This is a genomic window from Heliorestis convoluta (genome assembly GCF_009649955.1).
GTDB lineage: Bacteria > Bacillota > Desulfitobacteriia > Heliobacteriales > Heliobacteriaceae > Heliorestis > Heliorestis convoluta.
Genome location: NZ_CP045875.1, coordinates 938,385 through 956,613, shown reverse-complemented (window position 1 = coordinate 956,613; position 18,229 = coordinate 938,385). Strand labels below are relative to the sequence as shown.

The 18,229-nt window shown below is 43.1% G+C and carries 17 protein-coding genes; 16 read left to right on the top strand and 1 reads right to left on the bottom strand.

Annotation, left to right across the window (positions count from 1 at the left end):
- The first annotated feature begins 151 nt into the window (after nt 1–151).
- The 13 genes from acs (at nt 152) to FTV88_RS04440 (ending at nt 13,934) form a co-directional block, all read left to right on the top strand.
- Entirely contained in the window at nt 152–2,041 is a 1,890-nt protein-coding gene (gene acs, locus FTV88_RS04500) for an acetate--CoA ligase (RefSeq protein WP_243137319.1), read from the top strand.
- A 103-nt stretch (nt 2,042–2,144) separates the two neighbouring features.
- Nucleotides 2,145–2,702, top strand: a complete 558-nt coding sequence (locus FTV88_RS04495; RefSeq protein ID WP_153724587.1) for a hypothetical protein — start codon at nt 2,145–2,147, stop codon at nt 2,700–2,702.
- An 88-nt stretch (nt 2,703–2,790) separates the two neighbouring features.
- Nucleotides 2,791–3,954 carry an FprA family A-type flavoprotein gene (locus tag FTV88_RS04490; RefSeq protein WP_153724586.1) on the top strand — a complete coding sequence of 388 codons (1,164 nt, stop codon included), beginning with the start codon at nt 2,791–2,793 and terminating at the stop codon, nt 3,952–3,954.
- Nucleotides 3,955–4,096: 142 nt separating this feature from the next.
- Complete coding sequence (locus FTV88_RS04485; RefSeq protein ID WP_153724585.1) at nt 4,097–5,011, top strand: hypothetical protein; 915 nt, start codon at nt 4,097–4,099, stop codon at nt 5,009–5,011.
- Between the two features lie 219 nt (nt 5,012–5,230).
- The gene (locus tag FTV88_RS04480) at nt 5,231–5,557 is read left to right on the top strand and encodes a hypothetical protein (RefSeq protein ID WP_153724584.1); all 327 of its coding nucleotides are present in this window, start codon (nt 5,231–5,233) and stop codon (nt 5,555–5,557) included.
- Nucleotides 5,558–5,633: 76 nt separating this feature from the next.
- Nucleotides 5,634–6,257 carry an exopolysaccharide biosynthesis protein gene (locus tag FTV88_RS04475; protein WP_243137463.1) on the top strand — a complete coding sequence of 208 codons (624 nt, stop codon included), beginning with the start codon at nt 5,634–5,636 and terminating at the stop codon, nt 6,255–6,257.
- Nucleotides 6,258–6,319: 62 nt separating this feature from the next.
- Nucleotides 6,320–6,832 (top strand): muramidase family protein, encoded by a 513-nt coding sequence (locus FTV88_RS04470; protein ID WP_153724582.1) that lies wholly within the window; start codon nt 6,320–6,322, stop codon nt 6,830–6,832.
- Nucleotides 6,833–7,436: 604 nt separating this feature from the next.
- Nucleotides 7,437–9,071: a putative manganese-dependent inorganic diphosphatase gene (locus tag FTV88_RS04465; protein ID WP_153724581.1), complete on the top strand. Its 1,635-nt coding sequence runs from the start codon at nt 7,437–7,439 to the stop codon at nt 9,069–9,071.
- 165 nt (nt 9,072–9,236) lie between these two features.
- Complete coding sequence (pepF, locus tag FTV88_RS04460; RefSeq protein ID WP_153724580.1) at nt 9,237–11,039, top strand: oligoendopeptidase F; 1,803 nt, start codon at nt 9,237–9,239, stop codon at nt 11,037–11,039.
- A 180-nt stretch (nt 11,040–11,219) separates the two neighbouring features.
- Nucleotides 11,220–11,858 carry a thiamine phosphate synthase gene (thiE, locus tag FTV88_RS04455; RefSeq protein WP_153724579.1) on the top strand — a complete coding sequence of 213 codons (639 nt, stop codon included), beginning with the start codon at nt 11,220–11,222 and terminating at the stop codon, nt 11,856–11,858.
- A gap of 54 nt (nt 11,859–11,912) precedes the next feature.
- Nucleotides 11,913–12,548, top strand: a complete 636-nt coding sequence (gene thiE / locus FTV88_RS04450; RefSeq protein WP_162007897.1) for a thiamine phosphate synthase — start codon at nt 11,913–11,915, stop codon at nt 12,546–12,548.
- Nucleotides 12,549–12,593: 45 nt separating this feature from the next.
- Nucleotides 12,594–13,433, top strand: coding sequence for a deoxyribonuclease IV (locus FTV88_RS04445; RefSeq protein WP_153724577.1), 840 nt, complete (start codon nt 12,594–12,596; stop codon nt 13,431–13,433).
- 18 nt (nt 13,434–13,451) lie between these two features.
- The gene (locus FTV88_RS04440) at nt 13,452–13,934 is read left to right on the top strand and encodes an N-acetyltransferase (protein WP_153724576.1); all 483 of its coding nucleotides are present in this window, start codon (nt 13,452–13,454) and stop codon (nt 13,932–13,934) included.
- Here FTV88_RS04440 and FTV88_RS04435 read toward each other — a convergent pair.
- Complete coding sequence (locus FTV88_RS04435; RefSeq protein ID WP_153724575.1) at nt 13,900–14,514, bottom strand: hypothetical protein; 615 nt, start codon at nt 14,512–14,514, stop codon at nt 13,900–13,902. The genes FTV88_RS04440 and FTV88_RS04435 overlap by 35 nt on opposite strands.
- A gap of 126 nt (nt 14,515–14,640) precedes the next feature.
- Between FTV88_RS04435 and FTV88_RS04430 the strand changes: the two genes are divergently transcribed.
- The 3 genes from FTV88_RS04430 (at nt 14,641) to FTV88_RS04420 (ending at nt 18,209) form a co-directional block, all read left to right on the top strand.
- The gene (locus FTV88_RS04430) at nt 14,641–15,957 is read left to right on the top strand and encodes a TrkH family potassium uptake protein (protein ID WP_153724574.1); all 1,317 of its coding nucleotides are present in this window, start codon (nt 14,641–14,643) and stop codon (nt 15,955–15,957) included.
- A gap of 11 nt (nt 15,958–15,968) precedes the next feature.
- Nucleotides 15,969–16,631 (top strand): potassium channel family protein, encoded by a 663-nt coding sequence (locus FTV88_RS04425; protein WP_153724573.1) that lies wholly within the window; start codon nt 15,969–15,971, stop codon nt 16,629–16,631.
- Nucleotides 16,632–16,742: 111 nt separating this feature from the next.
- Nucleotides 16,743–18,209, top strand: a complete 1,467-nt coding sequence (locus FTV88_RS04420; RefSeq protein WP_153724572.1) for a glycogen synthase — start codon at nt 16,743–16,745, stop codon at nt 18,207–18,209.
- Nucleotides 18,210–18,229: the final 20 nt, after the last annotated feature.

Here is an 18,229-nt window from a genome sequence, read left to right as displayed (position 1 = left end):
CTATTTTTGTACTAAATATCGCAGAAAAAAGCTATAAAATTACAAATTAAAAAAAGAATAAGCTGGATCTGCTTGCCAAAAGTGTTTTTTCGACGTAAAATAATTTTGCCAAATTGAAATATTCACTTTATTTGGACAAGGAGGTATTTTTTTGACGCAATCACTGGACAACCTTTTGCAGATGAACGAACTGTACCAGGCACCAGAGGAAGTTGCTAAAAGAGCCTTTTTGCAGAATTTTGACGAAGTTTATAAGCGCTCCATTGAAGATCCAGAAGGCTTTTGGGGGGAAGTGGCACAAGAACTATCTTGGTTCAAACCTTGGGAGAAAGTTCGAGACTGGCAATGTCCCAATCATCAATGGTTTGTAGGTGGTCAAGTTAACATTACCTACAACGCCTTGGATCGTCACGTAAAAGAAGGACGTAAAAACAAAGTCGCTTACATTTTCCTTGGTGAAGATGGCTCAGAGCGCCAAGTTACCTATGGACAGCTTTATAAGCTTGTTTGCCGGGCTGCCAATGGCTTAAAGTCTTTGGGTGTATCCAAAGGCGATCGAGTTATTATTTATCTACCATTGACGATTGAAGGCATTGTAACGATGCTCGCTTGCGCTCGCGTTGGTGCCATTCACAGTGTTGTATATGCTGGTCTGGGAGCAGGCGCTTTGCGAGAGCGGATCGAAGATTGTCAGGCGAAAGTTGTCTTTACTTCTGATGTGACCTATCGCCGTGGTAAAGTAGTATCCCTGAAAACAATCGTAGATCAAGCCGTCGTCGGTGCTGAAAGTGTACAACATGTCGTTGTATGGCAACGGCAAGAGAAAAACGAACTAGGTCCTTTGGAAGTTGACTTCGATGACTTTATGACAGTCGGCGGTAGTGATTGCCCTGCTGAAGTGATGGAATCAGAAGATCCACTCTTTATTCTCTATACATCAGGTACCACCGCCAAGCCGAAGGGCGTTCTTCATGTCCATGGCGGCTATATGGTGGGAACATATTTTCATGCCAAATCTTTTTATGATCTCAACGAAGATGATGTCTACTGGTGCACATCTGACATTGGCTGGATTGTAGGTCATTCTTACATTGTCTACGGCCCTCTTGTAGCAGGCGTTACGACCGTATTCCGCGAAGGGGCTCTGGATTATCCTTCAGCGGGTACGCCTTGGGAAATTATAGAGCAATACGGAGTAACTGTGCTATTTACAGCGCCAACAGCCCTTCGCTTGCTAATGAAATATGGTGAAGAGTGGCCGAAAAAATATGATCTGACAAGCCTTCGCTTGATTACTTGCGCCGGTGAACCTCTGAATCCAGAAGCTTGGCGCTGGGCTAACGACAATCTCGTAGCAGCCCATGGCGGTTATGTAATTGATAACTGGTGGCAAACAGAGTTATCAGCACCCACGCTAGGTACCTTGCCGAATATGGCGACCAAGCCTGGTAAAGTTGGCAAAGCAATGATGGGTGTAGAAGCAGCCATTGTAGACTCCGATGGCAATCCTGTAGAGCCTAACAAAGGCGGCCTTTTGGTATTGCGCTCACCCTTGCCTCATATGATGAGAACAATTTACGGAAACCCTGAGCGTTATGAACAGATTTGGTCACAAGTGCCCGGCAGCTACTTAACAGGAGATATGGCTGTCATGGATGAGGACGGTTATATTGCTGTGCTAGGTAGAGCCGATGATGTTCTCAACATTGCCGGTCATCGCATTGGTACCATGGAAGTAGAAAGTGCGCTCGTATCTCATGAAGCTGTTGCAGAAGCGGCTGCTATCGGTAAGCCTGATCCTGTAAAAGGTGAAGTCCTGAAAACCTTCGTAATTCTAAAGATTGGCTATGAAGGTTCGGAAGAGCTACGCCAAGATTTGGTCAAGCATGTGCGTAACGTCCTCGGTCCTATCGTTGTTATTTCCGAATTAGACTTTGTACCGAAGTTGCCTAAGACTCGATCTGGCAAAATCATTCGTCGGCTACTAAAAGCAGTGGAAATGGGAGCCGATCCTGGTGACTTAACAACTTTAGAAGAATAAGCCTGTTTGTGAGGATAAAAGCACCGGTTGTGACCAGACCGGTGCTTTTCTACTTGCCTTTGCTATCTTCATTTCTTTAAGGAATTGAGGGAGGTGATAGAAATTGCAACAGGAACTTCAAAAATTTATGATAGCCGGTCTTGTGCTTTTCTTAGGTCTATCGATTTTCTTTGGCTATCAATGGCGGCATCAAGTTAACAATCAGCAAGAAATCTTGCTATATGAAAGCAGTCGTGACGTATACCTATTCAAGCTATTGCTAGAAAGCTTTGAGCAATCGCTTGAAGGTTATTTGGAAAGAGATGAGGAAGAATCAAAAGCATATGCCCTGGCTGCTTCGAAAGCCTTTCCTGCCAAAGTAACTTCTTTTTTGCTACCTCACCTTGATGCTCAAAGTAATGATGATTTTTGTCAGATTCGACGTGACTTTGCTCAAACTATCGAAAGCTTCTGGATTCAGCTATACAAGGAAGACTCTGTCATTGAAAGAGCAATTATCGAAAACTGGGCCAAAGAAGCAAAACAGCATCGACAAGAGATAGAAAGGTACATATTCTCTCTAGACCAAGAAAGAGGCCCTTATCAAGATCGTGAACTTGTAAAAAGCACCATGAAAGCTTTACAAAAACAGCCTGCAAAATCAGTAACCATTACTGATTGACAAACTCTTTTCTTTAAGGCAAAATGAAATCTACAAGTAGCGATAAGACTACAAGCAATCTTCGCTACGCGAACAAGGAGGCAAAACAATGAAACCGGTACAAGTTAAAGAAGGTATTTATTGGGTTGGAGCAATAGATTGGGATTTGAGAGACTTCCATGGCTATCTTACACAACGAGGATCTACCTATAACGCCTACTTAATCATTGATGAAAAAATTACGCTCGTTGATACAGTAAAACACTATCTTTATGATGAGATGATAGAAAGAATTTCTCAGATTATCGATCCTGCCAAGATTGACTACATTATTTGCAACCACGTGGAGATGGATCACTCTGGCGGTATCCCCAAATTAATGGAGGTAGCGCCGAATGCTACAATCGTAACTTCTCCAAACGGTGAAAAAGGCCTAAAAAGCCATTATAAGAAAGACTGGGAATTCAAAATCGTCAAATCAGGCGATACCCTAAATATAGGAAAACGAAATCTTGCTTTCGTACTGACCCAAATGGTGCATTGGCCCGATAACATGGTGAGCTATCTTGTAGAAGACAAGGTTCTATTCTCCAATGATGCTTTTGGTCAACATCTAGCGACGACGGAGCGCTTTGATGATGAAGCACCCCTACACCTGGTAATGGAAGAAGCCAAAAAATATTATGCCAATATTGTCTTGCCTTATGGCGGTCAAGTACAAAAAGCTTTAGAAGCGGTAGCACCTTTGGAAATTGACGTCATTGCAACAAGCCATGGCATTATCTGGCGTTCTCATATTGCTGAAATCGTAGAGGCTTATAAGAAATGGTCAACAAACCAGACCGCGCCCAAAGCAATTATTGTCTATGATACCATGTGGGATTCTACAGAAAAAATTGCTTATGCTATTCAAAAAGCCTTTGCAAACAAAGGCATTCACTCCAAAATGTTGCCGCTCAAAGCCAATCATATTTCTGATGTTATGACGGAACTGATTGATGCTGAATACGTTTGTGTGGGTTCTCCGACCTTGAATAATAACTTGCTACCTTCTGTGGCTGCTTTTCTAACTTACTTGAAAGGCCTAGCACCGAAGGGAAGAAAAGGATTGGCCTTTGGCTCTTATGGTTGGGGCGGTCAAAGCATTGGGCAGGTAGAAGAATGGCTCAAAAGTTGTGGTTTTGAAATGATGGAGCAAGGCAAAGTGCAATATATTCCGAATCAAGAAGATCTTGACATGATTACAGCGAAAGTAGAAGCGGCTTTATCTTGATTTTTAGTAACAAATTGATTGAACCTCTTTTTTCTGCAAAGTTCGTGAAATTTCTTTCAGTGTAGAGAAGGGAATCGGTGGTTGATGACGAAGACATCTCTGATACAATAGTTTTCAATTCATCGATAAGGCAGGGATAAAATTGACGGGGGCTCGTTTGATTGCAACAAGGCTTTGTTCAGAATGTAAAAAGAACGCCAAAGTCAATCTTGCTCATTTCCTTGGCGACACCATGGAAGAGATCATAAAGCAAGCCAAAGAACAAGATCTTTATGTACCCTCTATTATTTGCTGTGGTCAAGAAGCCTTCGCTACCCATTACGAATTTTTTGTGGGGAAGCAGATTGTATTTTTAATCAAGATTTCTGATAAAGGCTTTAAGATTATTGATCAATCCATGGGCAGACTTAAATCTTCTGAACAAAGTCAAAAACAAGATTTTCCGAAGTTAATGCAGGAGCAAGATGCGTACTGGAAGAGACAATCGACTCTATTTTGGGATGGCTTTTTCCATTTTTGCAAAAAACAGTGGAATGGCATTCTGGAGGAGATGGTCAACCATGAAATTGCCATAGGTCTCGCTGCGGTTGGCTTTGATTTTGAAGAGTTAGAAGGACTTTCGAAATCGTCGATGGTACAGTATGTCAAAGAACTTCCCCATGACGAGCATCACGACTTTTTTGTTGCTGCCAATAAATTCTTGGTAAATACGTTGCAACACGACTTGTGCAAACATTGGAGCAACGCAAAACAGTATCAAAAAGACTATGGCGAAAAAAGAACAAATTATATTTTGCTGCACCTTCCTTTGGTCGAGGAATTTGAAGCAATGCGCTTACAAGCTGTAACCATGTTAATACCGGAGCAACCTCGGACAGGTTCTAAAGTGTTGTTTCGAAAGATTCAAAAGCTAGAGAGCGAACTGAGTGGCAAAAGGGTCGCTATCAACCATTTGCGGGATCAACTTGTCGTTGAGCGACAAGAAAAAGATCACTTGGAAGAAAAGTTAAACCGAGCCAATCAGGAAATTCATCGCTTACGTCAGAAACGAAACTAAGAAGACAAAGGTCAATGAAGAAGCCTTTTACGCTATGTCGTAAAGGGCTTTTTTTCTTTCCTGTAAGGAAAAATTTTAGAAAAAAGAATTGGAATTCCGGTAAAATTATGATAAAGTGAAGATGAACGCAAGTGCGAGCTTATAGGAAATGATGACTTTCAATGAGGTCATTACTATGTTGTTTTTTTCTTTTTGGATGGGGAAGTGGGGGCGAGAAGCATGGATAAAGAAAAAGTCGTCTCATTGGATTCCTATAAAAGAAAGCAACTTGATAAGATGCAGGAGAAAAGAATTGATAGAAGCAAGGAGCCAGAAACATTTGAGCAGCTCTTAGAAAAAGCCATTCGCAAAGAATTTGGCCCCATACTCTCCGATAGCATATACAAGTCAATTATTGGAGCTTATGAGTTCAGCGAAAAAGCCCATAATATTCTTTATGAGAGAGACGGCGATGATGCGCTGAAGATAAGAAGCTTAAAGATGTGTTTTGATGATTACAGTGATGATGACAAAGAGTTCAGTAACGATGAGAAATGGGAAGACTGAAATGATTTGCCGGGAACGATTCCAATGGAGTATATTAATAGGTACAAGCTAAGCCTGTTGGAGATAGATGACGTTGATGGCAAAAAACTATTCTTCTAAAGGCCAGACTTTTTCTTCCCGCTTAAAAACAGTTGCTCAAAAGATACCTTCGCAAGGACTGACATTAAGGCAACTAATCTACCAACTAGGAGAGCGAGGCATGCTATCAATTTGCATGGTTCTCACTCTCCCTTTTTTGTTACCTATGTCAATCCCAGGAAGCAGTACGCCCTTTGGCTTTCTTATTGCATTAATTGGTATCGCTCTTTTGGCAAACCGGCCGCTATTGTTGCCTCGTCGTTATGTGGATAAGCCCATCGCTGCTGATTGGTTACGAAAAGTGCTGCTACAAGGCGCGAGAATCTTTGAGAAAATTGAGAAGCTCGTGAGACCCCGTCTATACTTTCTATCACATGGACCTACTATGGTTTTCATTAATCGCTTTCTGGTTGTTTTTAGTGCCATAATGTTAATGGCGCCTCTACCGCTGCCCTTATCCAATACCTTTCCTGCTTATGCCATACTTTTTCTAGCGGCTGGTAGTTTAGAACGAGATGGTGGTTTCTTATTGGCTGGTTACGCTATGGTCTTACTGACAATCCTGTATTTTGGGGGCCTTGCTTTTCTGGGAGTGACAGGTTTGCACGCTTTATTTTCCTAGAAAGCATGGCAAAAATTGGTCACTTGCATATCCTGTAAGGAATCTTACAGGAGGTGTCTATTATGCCTTTTCGCTGTCCACCTGGAACAGTGCCTTACCGAATTCGCTCAGGAGATACCTATTATAAGTTGGCTAAGCAATTTAATACCACTATTGCTGCTCTCGTTTCAGCCAATCCAACCTATGATCCCAACAATTTGCCGGTAGGTCAACCACTTTGTATTCCCAGGCAGCCTGTCTTTCCTCCTTGTCCCGAACAAAATTATTATACGATTCGGCCCGGTGATAGGCTTTATCGCCTTGCTGACTTTTTTGGCATCTCATTAGATGATTTACTAGAAGCCAATCCAGCCATTGATCCACAGAATTTACGTCCCGGCCAAGTGATTTGTATTCCTTTGGCTACGCCCCCTGTTGTTTGTCCTCCTGGTACTCGTAGTTATACCGTACGCCCAGGCGATAGTTTTTACCGCATTGCTAGGCAGTTTAATACGACTGTTGATGCGATTATGGAGGCCAATCCTACGATTGATCCCTTTGCCTTGCTTATTGGGCAGAAGCTTTGTATTCCTTAACAATTAAGTAAAATGCTTTGGCCTGGTCATCTCGCTTTTCTGGAGTGGAAGAAAGCGAGATGACCAGGCCTTGCACGTATTTGCCCCATTTTATCGTAGGTATAAAAATAGAAAAAGGGAGCCATAACCTGCTCCCTTGCTAGGGCTCTCTACATTAATAACGAACGTAGCACGTCGCTGAGCCGAGAATAGCAATGATGATGATTAAGATGGCCAATGCAACGATGTCGTTGCTGTAAAAACCACCACAAGCACTCATAGAATCTCACCCTTTCCTTATCAATGCTGAATTAACATTTTCTGTAACCGAAAAGATCGGGGAAGAAAGCTCCGATTACGATTAGAGCAATTACTAACCCGGCCACATTGCGTAGGCCGCCGAAGAAACCATGACCTGCATAGCTCACGGAAAGCTCACTCCTTTCTGCTTCAACTTTCTATTTCTCTTTATAAAATAATATGGCAAAAAAATGAAATGGTGATAATATAAGGGTTTTGTGACGCTTTATTTTCTAGACTGGTACTGTTTATAAAAATAGGGTAGAATACAACAGAAAAGAAAGAATAGTCCTATGAAATGGAACCAGAGGAGGCGTCAGAACTTATGTCCGTCATCGTAATTGGTCATCGCAATCCTGATACAGATTCTATATGTTCGGCCATTGCCTATGCTTACTTAAAGCGCCAGGCTACGAATGAAGCATACATAGCCGGTCGCTGTGGTAAGGTGAAAGCAGAAACCAAATATGTACTGGATTATTTTCAAGTAGATGAGCCTAGGTACTTTGAAGATGTAAAAGCTCGAGTGACCGATATGCTCGGTCAGGAAAGCCCTTTTGCTGTGTTAGCCAGCGCTCCCATTCGCGATGTAGGTATTTTAGCAGCGAAAGAGAATACCAAGTCTTTGCCTGTCGTCGATACAGAGAATCATCTTGTTGGCATGATTACACTTGGCGATATTGCAGAGCGCTATCTTAACTTAGAAGAATTTAAAGATTTTGATAAAATGGGCATCACTTTAGGGGCCCTTGTTCATACAATGGGTGGTTGCTTCTTATCTCCTACCGATGAAGAAAGACCTCTCAAAGGAAAAGCTGTTATTGGTGGAATGAATCCCAATAGCATGGTGAAGCATATAGAACCGGGCGATTTTGTTATTATTGGAGATCGCGAAGAAGCCCAGCTTGCTGCTATTAAATCAGGCGCAGGTTGCTTGATTATTACAGGTGGTTTTTCTGTTACGGAGAAAGTAAAAGAAGCGGCTCTCGAGGCATCTGTTCCTGTACTTTCGGTACCCCACGATACCTATAGTGCGGCTCGCCTCTTGGGCATGTGTGCACCTGTTCGAACCATTATGCACCAAGATAACATCATTACTTTTCAAGAAGACGATTATGTAGATGATGTGCGCAAAGTCATGCTCGATACTCGTTACCGTTCTTATCCAGTTGTCGATAAGGACAAGCGTCTTGTTGGCGTCGTTTCTCGTTATCATCTGCTTACCTTACAGCGAAAGCAAGTTATTTTGGTAGACCATAACGAGAAAAGCCAGGCTGTTCTAGGGTTAGAACAAGCACAAATCTTAGAAGTCATCGATCATCATCGCATGGGAGATGTGCAAACGGGAGAACCCATCTTCTTCCGCGGGGAGCCGGTAGGTTGTACTTCTACGATTATTGCTTCCATGTATGATGAGCAAGATGTAGAAATTCCAAAAGATATGGCCGGCATTATGCTAGCGGCTATCTTGTCAGATACGGTTCTCTTTAAGAGCCCAACTTGCACCAAACGAGATAAGGTCATTGCTGAAAAGCTTGCCAAAATCGCCGGTGTTGATTTGATGGAATTTGGACGAGCTATGTTTGCAGCTGGCTCTTCTTTAGAAGGGCGCAGTCCAGAAGAGATTATCTTCCAAGACTTTAAAGAGTTTCACTTGGGCGAGAAGCAACTAGGCATTTGCCAAGTTGAGACGATGGATATGGAAGGTGCTCAGAAACGAAAAGGTAGCCTCTTAGATGCCATGGAAAGCATTCGCGTTGATAAAAAGCTAGATATGGTCTTATTGATGCTTACGGATATTATCAATGAAGGCACGCTCCTTTTAGTCGCCGGACAAGATCTAGAAACGATTGAAAAAGCTTTCAAAGTAACAGTAGAAGCACAAGAAGCCTATCTACCTGGTGTTCTTTCTAGAAAGAAACAAGTGATTCCACCTTTATCTTCTGTCTTAGGTGCTTAAAAGGCTCTCTATAAGGTATGAAATCAGAAAGATAGCACTTTTACCTTGATTTGAGGGCAAAGTGCTATCTTTCTTTTACCGATTGGAAAAGGCAAATATCTTCTTGTCTTTCAAAACATACTAATTGAATAGAGAAATCGAGTATAAGGGAAAGGAAAGTTGCCCATGTCTGAACAGAAAAAGGATCTGCCACAACGTGAGGCTATCGAAGAAAAATATCGTTGGCGCTTAGAAGATATTTATTCAACCGATGAAGCTTGGGAAAAAGAGTATCTATCTGTGTCTGAACAAGTAGAAAAACTGAAAAGCTTACAAGGTCAACTGGCTCAAAATAGCGCTACCTTACTGCAAGCACTTCAATGGCAAGATGAACTGGGTCAGAAGATGGAGAAACTTTTTACGTACGCTAGAATGCGTCGCGATGAGAACAATAGCAATACAGTGTACCAAGCTTTAACAGATCGAATTACCGCTTTAAGCAGTGATGTAAGCAGTCAAACGGCTTTTTTATTGCCAGAAATCTTAGCTATCCCTGATGGAACGTTGCAACAATTTCTACAGAAAGAGCAAGGCCTTGCCCTCTATCGCTTTGCTTTGGACGATCTGCGGCGACAAAAACCCCATGTGTTATCAGAAAAAGAAGAAGCTTTACTCGCTCAGACAAGTGAAGTAACGCAGGCAGCGAGTAAAATTTTTACCATGTTAAACAATGCCGATATAACTTTTCCAACGGTGAAGGATAGCCAGGGCCAGGAGATTCAGATTACCCATGGTCGTTATGGGCAGCTTATGGAAAGCCGCGATCGTGAACTACGTCGACAGACTTTTCAAGCTCTTTACCATACTTATCAAGGCTTAGAAAATACCATTGCCGCTACTTTAGGCACAGCAGTCAAGCGCGATGTTGTAATGGCTCGCATTCGCAACCATTCTTCAGCCTTAGAAAGAGCCCTTTTTAGTGATAATATTTCTGTTGAGGTCTATGACAACTTAATTAAGGCTGTTCGTCAGCATTTGCCAACCTTCTATCGTTATGTAGAACTGCGCAAAAAAGAACTTAAAGTCGAAGAGCTTCATATGTATGATCTTTATACGCCCATTGTGGAAGGTGTAGATTGGCAAATTCCTTATGAAGAAGCGATCTCAATGGTGCAAGAAAGCTTAAAACCTCTCGGTGAAGAGTACTGTACCATTTTGCAAAAAGCTTTTCAGAATCGCTGGATTGATGTTTATGAGAATCGTGGCAAAACGAGTGGCGCTTACGCTTGGGGTCCCTATGGGGTCCATCCTTATGTTCTTATGAACTACCAGGAGAAGCTTTCTGATGTCTTTACTTTGTCTCATGAAATGGGCCATGCTCTTCATTCCCATTACTCTTATCAAAAACAGCCTTATGTGTATGCTCATTATTCGATTTTTGTGGCCGAAGTGGCCTCAACAGTCAATGAGTCTTTGCTTATCCACCACTTGTTGAAAATCGAAAAAGATAAGACCAAAAGGCGTTATTTGCTCAATCACTATCTAGAGCAATTCCGCGGCACTGTTTTTCGTCAAACCATGTTTGCAGAGTTTGAAAAGTTGATTCATCATAAAGTGGAAAAGGGCGAGGCACTAACGCCTGAAGTTTTGAAAAGCAGCTACAGACAGTTAAATCATGATTACTATGGGCCCGCCATGGTTGTTGATGAAGAGATTGATGTGGAATGGGCTAGAATTCCTCACTTTTATAACAATTTCTATGTTTACAAGTATGCAACGGGCTTTGCGGCCGCGACAGCCTTGACCAAGAGGATCATAGAAGATGGAGAAAAGGCTGTAGGACCCTATCTGGAGTTTCTCGCTGGAGGTAGCTCTGACTATCCCCTAGAGTTACTGAAAAAGGCTGGTGTAGATATGAGTACGCCAGGACCTGTTGAAGAATCCCTTGCGCTTTTTGAGCAATTGCTAGAGGAGCTTGCTACGCTTTAAGGTGCTTATTCAGAAGGTTCTGTCTTACGAATCGGGTTCTTGAATAACGCTAAAATCAGTAGCACCGTTCAGGAAAATTTGATAGGATAGGATTAAAGCGGAGCAGGGCGTCTATGATTGTCATTGCTCCGATCTTCTTTATGATTGCTTTTTGATTGTCTATGAAAGGTTGAGGCGTTTTTGAAGGGGAGAACCTTTCCGGGCCCCTTGTGGGTTGTAACAAATCGTCACTTGGCTGGTGAGGCTTCTTTTTTGCAGGTGCTAGAGTCGGCTTTGCAAGGTAAGCCCGATGTGTTGGTTTTGCGTGAAAAGGACTTATCGCCGCGCCATCTCTTTGAGTTGGCTTCTCAGGTGAAAGCGTTGACAGCAAAGACAGGGACGGCTTTTTTTGTGAATGGCTCTGTGGAAGTGGCTCTGGCTGTGGAGGCTGATGGAGTTCACCTGGGAATGGGAGCTCTAGCGCCTTCGGTAGCACGACGTCTTTTAAGACCTCAGCAGTGGCTGGGTCTTTCTGTTCATTCTTGGAATGAAGTAGCTGCTTTGTCGAAGCAAGATCAAGCAGCTCTAGATTATCTAATGCTAGGCAATCTTTTTGAGACTGATTGCAAGGCTGGTAAGAAAGGTCTGGGGCTGGAATTGTTACGAGACTTTACGACTCTTTCTCCTTGGCCTGTTGTTGCCATTGGTGGTATATCTGCTGAGAATGGAACCATGGCGCTGCGACAGGGCGCTGCCTCAGTGGCTGTGATGAGTGCGGTGATGGCTTCTCCAGAGCCAGCTAGGACCGTTCAACAGCTTCGCAAGGCTTTTTCTAGTTAACCAGTCATGCCGTCTTGGCACGTACAGGTTGTATTATTAAAGGGAGTTACGCTCATGAAAAAAAGAATCACTGACGATTCACCTATTTTATATGGCATTTTAGGCCAAGGGCAAGCTTCATCAGATGAAGAGCTGGTAGATAAGGCAAAGGCAGCCTTCGCCGGAGGCTGTGATATCATTCAATTGCGGGAGAAAAATATTTCAACATCCGATTATTATCGTAGAGCTTCACTGCTTCGTACCATAACGGCTGAAGCTGGAAAATTGCTTTTTATTAATGATCGCCTTGATATTGCTATGGCTGTTGAAGCAGACGGCGTTCATCTAGGGCAAGAAGATCTCCCCCTTGTAAAAGCCCGAGCATTGTGGCCCCAGGGACTCATAGGCGTTACGGTACGCAATGCTACTACCGCTCGTCAGGCTGAAATAGATGGGGCCGATTATGTAGGAGCAGGTCCTGTTTTTACACCTTTTTCAAAAGAACTTGATGTGAAAACTTTGGGCTATGAGGGGTTACGAGAACTTTGCGCAATCGTGAATATTCCTGTCATTGCCATCGGTGGTTTGGATGAATCCAATCTAGAGGGGCTCCGAGGAACAGGCGCCCGTGGAGCAGCGATGATAGCGGCAATTTTTAAGCAAGAGAATCCACAGGAAGCGGCCCGTACTTTGAAAAGTCTTTTATATTAAGTAGAGAAGAAATTTCGTTACAGTTGTAGAGAGGAGCTAAAAACATTGTACTTTGGTGCTCATCTATCCATTTCGAAAGGCTTTGCCAGTGCTGTTCGTGAAGCTATATCTATAGAGGCGAGGACCTTTCAGTTTTTTACGAGAAACCCTCGTGGTGGCCAGGCGAAGGCCTTGAAGCAGGAAGATCTTGATCAGGCTATAGAATTGCGAGAAGCTCATCAATTTGGACCCATTGTGGCCCATGCGCCTTATACAATTAACATGGCCGCTCCTAAAGAGGAGACTTGGAATTTTGCTCGTCAAACCTTAGCAGCCGATATTGAGCGGATGAGACAAGCTAAAATTCCTTATATTGTCGTTCATCCTGGCAGTCATGTCGGTCAAGGACTAGAAGTAGGTATTGAAAAGATTGCGAAAGCGCTTAATGATATCTTAAAGCCAGATCAGGAAGTGATGATTCTGCTAGAAGGAATGGCAGGGGCTGGTTCGGAAGTCGGAGGGCGCTTTGAAGAGCTTGCTGCCATTATTGAGCGGTTGGATGTGCCAGAAGTCGTAGGTGTTTGCCTTGATACCTGCCATCTTTTCGGTGCCGGCTATGATGTACAAGAAAATTTTCAAGGCGTCTTACAGGAATTTGATGATGTTGTGGGCGTAGAGCGCCTGAAAGCGATGCATTTTAACGATAGTTTACAACCGTTGGGATCTCGTAAAGATCGCCACGCCATGATCGGCCAAGGTCTGATAGGTGCTGAAGCACTGGCGAAAGTATTGCAAGCACCGGCTTTACGGAATCTGCCGATTAACTTAGAAACACCTGGAGAAATAGATGACTATAGACGAGAAATCGCCTGGATGAAAGAAGTAACAGCAGAAGCAAAAATTTAAATACGAGGTGGTAAGGTTATGTTATTACGAAAAGCAAAAATGACCGATGTTGAGGCGATTCACAGCCTAATTAGCTACTATGCTGGAGAAGGATTAATGTTAGCCCGTCCTCGCTCTCGTCTCTATGAAGGCTTACGGGATATTATGGTCGTAGAGGAAGAAGGAAAAATTATTGGTACCGCTTCTTTGCATATTCTTTGGGAAGACTTAGCGGAGATTCGAGCTTTGGCCATTGTCAAAGATGCACAAAAAAAAGGCGTCGGTCGCGCCCTTGTAGAAGCTTTGTTGGATGAGGCCAAAAGCTTAAAAATTCCTCGTGTTTTTGCTCTTACTTATCAAGAAGGCTTTTTTGCTCGCTGCGGTTTTTATAAGGTTACGAAAGACGAATTGCCGCAAAAAGTGTGGAAAGAATGCATTGAATGCCCAAAGTTCCCCAATTGTGATGAGATTGCCATGCTTTATCATGTCACTTGTGTTGCTGATGAGGAAGAGAGCGAGTAACATGCTCTGATAAAAGTAAGATGGCTTTGTTAATGCGCTCTAGAGAAGCTTGAAAAGCTTCTTTCTGCTCGTAGACTGGCAGTTCCTGGCGATTTAAGAACTCACCTGTATCGATCAGTTTAAGATGCCCCTGGGGGGTTTTAATCAGGTTAAAAAGTTCTACATCCCAGGGCAAGTAGGACGTCGCAATCATAGAATGCCGTAGATCGAATTCTAGATGAAGAATGGCTTCGTCCGTTAACACAAGGGAATCACTTTCCCAAAGTTTGTCAAGGCGCTCTCCCTGAATAAAGCGCGTCGCAATCCAGTTTGAATCATGGGCTACATACTTTTCGTAGGACGACCAGGGTTTTAGGGTAAGCAGTCTTTCTTTATCTTTTTCTAAAGGATAGTCGCTTCTTTTAGGAATTTTAATAGCTAGATCTTGGTAGCGAAAAACAACCATGTAGTCGCCATGGCCTAGAAAGGTAAATTTTAATCCATGCCACTCCCCAGGGAAGCTTTGAGGACTTCTTAAATAGTAATTATATTCTTTTTGCATATGATCAGCGAAAGAGCGGAGGATTTCTTTAATGGTCATAGTTAGCCCCTCCTTTGCTTTCCTGTAATCTTAGACACCACTTGGGCTACTATAAGACTATGTTGAATCTTTTTTTTTGGTGATGAACAGATTTAGGCTAGTTAAGAATAGGAGAATCTTTGTTCGATGCGGTTTTTCAGGACGAAACCAGGTCCATTAATTTTAATGAGCTATCTTCTTGTCAATATGGTTGGTACACTGTTGCTCTTGCTGCCCTGGTCTTCGGCACAGCCAGGAAGAGCTACTTTGCTGGAAGCCTGGTTTACAGCCACGTCGGCACTGACTGTGACAGGTTTAATTGTGGTACCTACAGATACCTATTGGAGTATCTGGGGCCATACAGTGATTCTTTTCCTAATGCAAATTGGTGGGCTTGGCCTGATGGTGATAGCTACGCTTCTATTGACAGCCCTCGGCATGAAAATTCAACTAGGCCACCGTGCCTTGATTGCCCAAGAGCGGAATCACTTTAGCCTTACGGGCGTCGTTAAATTGGTGCAAAGTGTACTAATCCTTACTTTGCTCATTGAACTTATTGGCGTCATCGCCCTGGCTTTGTTATTACCGGGCCTCTGGGACAATGGTTGGTTTGAGGGCTTCTTCTTTACTCTATTTCACACTGTGAGCGCTTTTAATGGCGCTGGTTTTGACCTGACAGGAGAGAGCTTAGCGCCTTATAAAGACTATAGCGCTGTCGTTTTTGTCTTTACAGCCTTGATTCTTATTGGAAGTCTTGGCTTTGTTGTTTTACAAGAATTATTTGTGATGCGCAACTGGAGGCGCCTTAGTCTGCACAGCCGCCTAGTGCTCTGGGTTACTGCGGCAATTGCACTGGTGGGAGCTTTTCTGTACTTAATAACAGCCTATTCAAGGGGACTGGAAGAGTTTTCTTGGACACACCAAATGATCTATAGCCTTTTTCAATCGATTACTCGAACGGCCGGTTTTACAACGGAACCTGTAACTTTTTGGGCCGATCCCTATATTCTTTTAATGATTCTGATGATGTTTATTGGCGCTAGCCCTGGGTCCGTTGGTGGTGGTATTAAGACAACGACCTTCGGAACGATTATTCTTGCTGTGTGGGCATTTGTTCGAGGACGAAAAGAAGTTGTGATTTTTGAACGAGAAATTGCTGCAGATAGTGTAATGAAAGCCTTTACAGTTGCAGTTACAGCAGCTTTACTCGTTTTTATAAGTACCCTTTTGTTGATGCTCATAGAAGGGTTGCCTTTTAAGCCTGTACTTTTTGAAGTTGTCTCAGCACTGGCTACGGTCGGTTTGTCTATGGGAATTACAGCTGATCTATCTCCTTTTGGTCAAGTTGTGATTGGGTTGTTGATGTTAGTAGGACGTATAGGCGTCCTTTCACTGATTACCATTTTGGCGGGTAAAGAGATTCGTAGAGTTCGCTATATGAAAGAGTCCATTCTTATAGGCTAGGAGGCGTATCAGTGAAAAAAAAGTCAGTCCTTGTTATCGGCGTCGGTCGCTTTGGTCGTGGTGTTATTCAGGGGCTTTATGAGCGAGGGCAAGATATTTTTGCCATTGATCAAGATGAAGAAGCCCTCGATCATGTTCGGGATATGATCGTATCGGGGGCTATCTTAGATGTAGGAGAAGATGATGAAGAACTGATTCGCATTGTAGGGGAGAAAAATTTTGATGAAGCTGTGGTGGCTTTAGGATCGGACTTTGAAGGTGCTCTTGTATCTACCCATATACTTAAAGAAGCAGGCGTTCGCGTCTCTGTAAAAGCTTCGAATGAACGCAGAGGCAATGTCTTAGAGAAAATGGGCGCTGACAATGTGGTCTATCCAGAACGGGATATTGGCATGCGCTTGGCGCAGATGATATCGACAGAGTCACAAATTGATATTTTAGAGATGCCTCAAGGCTTTGTAGTTGAGCAAATGGAAGTGGGTAAAGGCTATGCCGGGAAGACGATTCGTGATATCAATACAACGAATCGTTTTGGCGTATCTTTTTTAATGATTTATCATAAAGATGAGCCTATCCAACCGAGAGCTGATACGGTCCTTTGTAGAGGCGACTTAATTATTGTTTTTGGACGGAAGACGAAAATGCACCTCTTCGAAACGGAGAACTTTGGGTAAGATATAGAATGATCAGAAAAAGATAGGTGGGAGGAATTGGCTTCCTTTTCTCGAATAAGTTTTTATAAGAACAAGAGTATGTAATTGTTAAAGAAAGGGTGGATAGCCATCTTGACTGCTCAGCCATTAAAAGTATTGTACCTGTCCACAGAAGTGGAGCCTTTTGCAAAAACCGGTGGTCTGGCCGATGTAGCAGGCTCTTTACCACGCGCTTTGGCCGCTGCTGGGGTGGAGATTGCCATTGCCATGCCTCGCTATAAGTTTATTGAGGAAGGTACCTACGTCACTGATTTTCCTGTTCCGATGAAAGATAGAATCGAGACAGCAATTGTGCGGCAAAGCAGCATCAAGGCAACTTCAAACCCTGACGATTCGTTGGAAGTGCCAGTTTTTTTCATTGACAATTATCATTATTTTTATCGGGACAATATTTACGGTTATGCTGATGATGGTGACCGCTGGGGATTCTTTAGTCGTGCTGTATTAGAGATGCTTGAACCTATCGATTTTATACCTGATATTATTCACTTTAATGATTGGCAGCTAGGACCAGCTGCTGTGATGTTAAAGGAACAGTATGGTCATCGCAAAGGTTATGATGCCATTGCGTCGGTTTTGACCATTCATAATTTGAAATACCAAGGTCTTTTTGGTCCTGCTATGCTTGACTTTCTCGGCCTTCCGGGAGAGATTTTCCACGTCGATAAAGCAGAGTTCTATGGGCAAGTTAATTTTCTTAAAGCGGGAATTGTTTATGCCGATTTGATTAATACTGTCAGCCCCACCTACGCAGAAGAGATTAAAACAGCCCAGTACGGCGAGCAATTAGAAGGTCTATTGAAAAGTCGAGAAGGCCAGCTTTTTGGAATTCTGAATGGGATTAACATTGATCAGTACAATGCTGGGACCGATCCTTATCTACCTCATCACTTTTCCCCCGATTATATAGAGGGAAAAAAGCAGGTTAAGAAAAGTTTGCAGCAAGAGCTAGGCCTTCCTGTCAGTGACGTTCCTTTACTAGGCGTAGTTTCGCGTCTTGTTGATCAAAAAGGATTTGATCTAATCGGTCAGATCGCCCATGCGCTGTTGCAAAAAGGTCTGCAGATTGTTGTAGTTGGAGAAGGCGATCCTTACTATGAGAATTTGTTCCGTCATCTAGAAGAAAGCTTCCCGGAGCAAGTCCGCGCTTATATTGGCTTTAACAAGCCTCTAGCCCAGCGCGTTTATGGTGGTAGCGATCTTTTCTTAATGCCTTCTCGCTATGAGCCCTGTGGCTTGGGACAGATGATTGCTTTTCGTTATGGCTCTGTCCCCATCGTGAGAGCAACTGGGGGGCTTGCTGATACCGTTTTTGACTATGATCAAAATCGAGAAAAGGGCAATGGATTTGTTTTTAAAGACTATGAGTCAAGTGCTTTGTTAGATGCGATTGAGCGGTCTTTACGTCTCTATGAGCAGAAGAATGACTGGAATAAGCTGGTGCGCCATTTGATGACCTTAGATTTTTCTTGGGCTCGTTCTGCTGGAGATTATATGGCTTTCTATCGTCGAGCTTTACAACGAGTCGGTCGGTTATAAAAGATGGGATGATTCTTGAA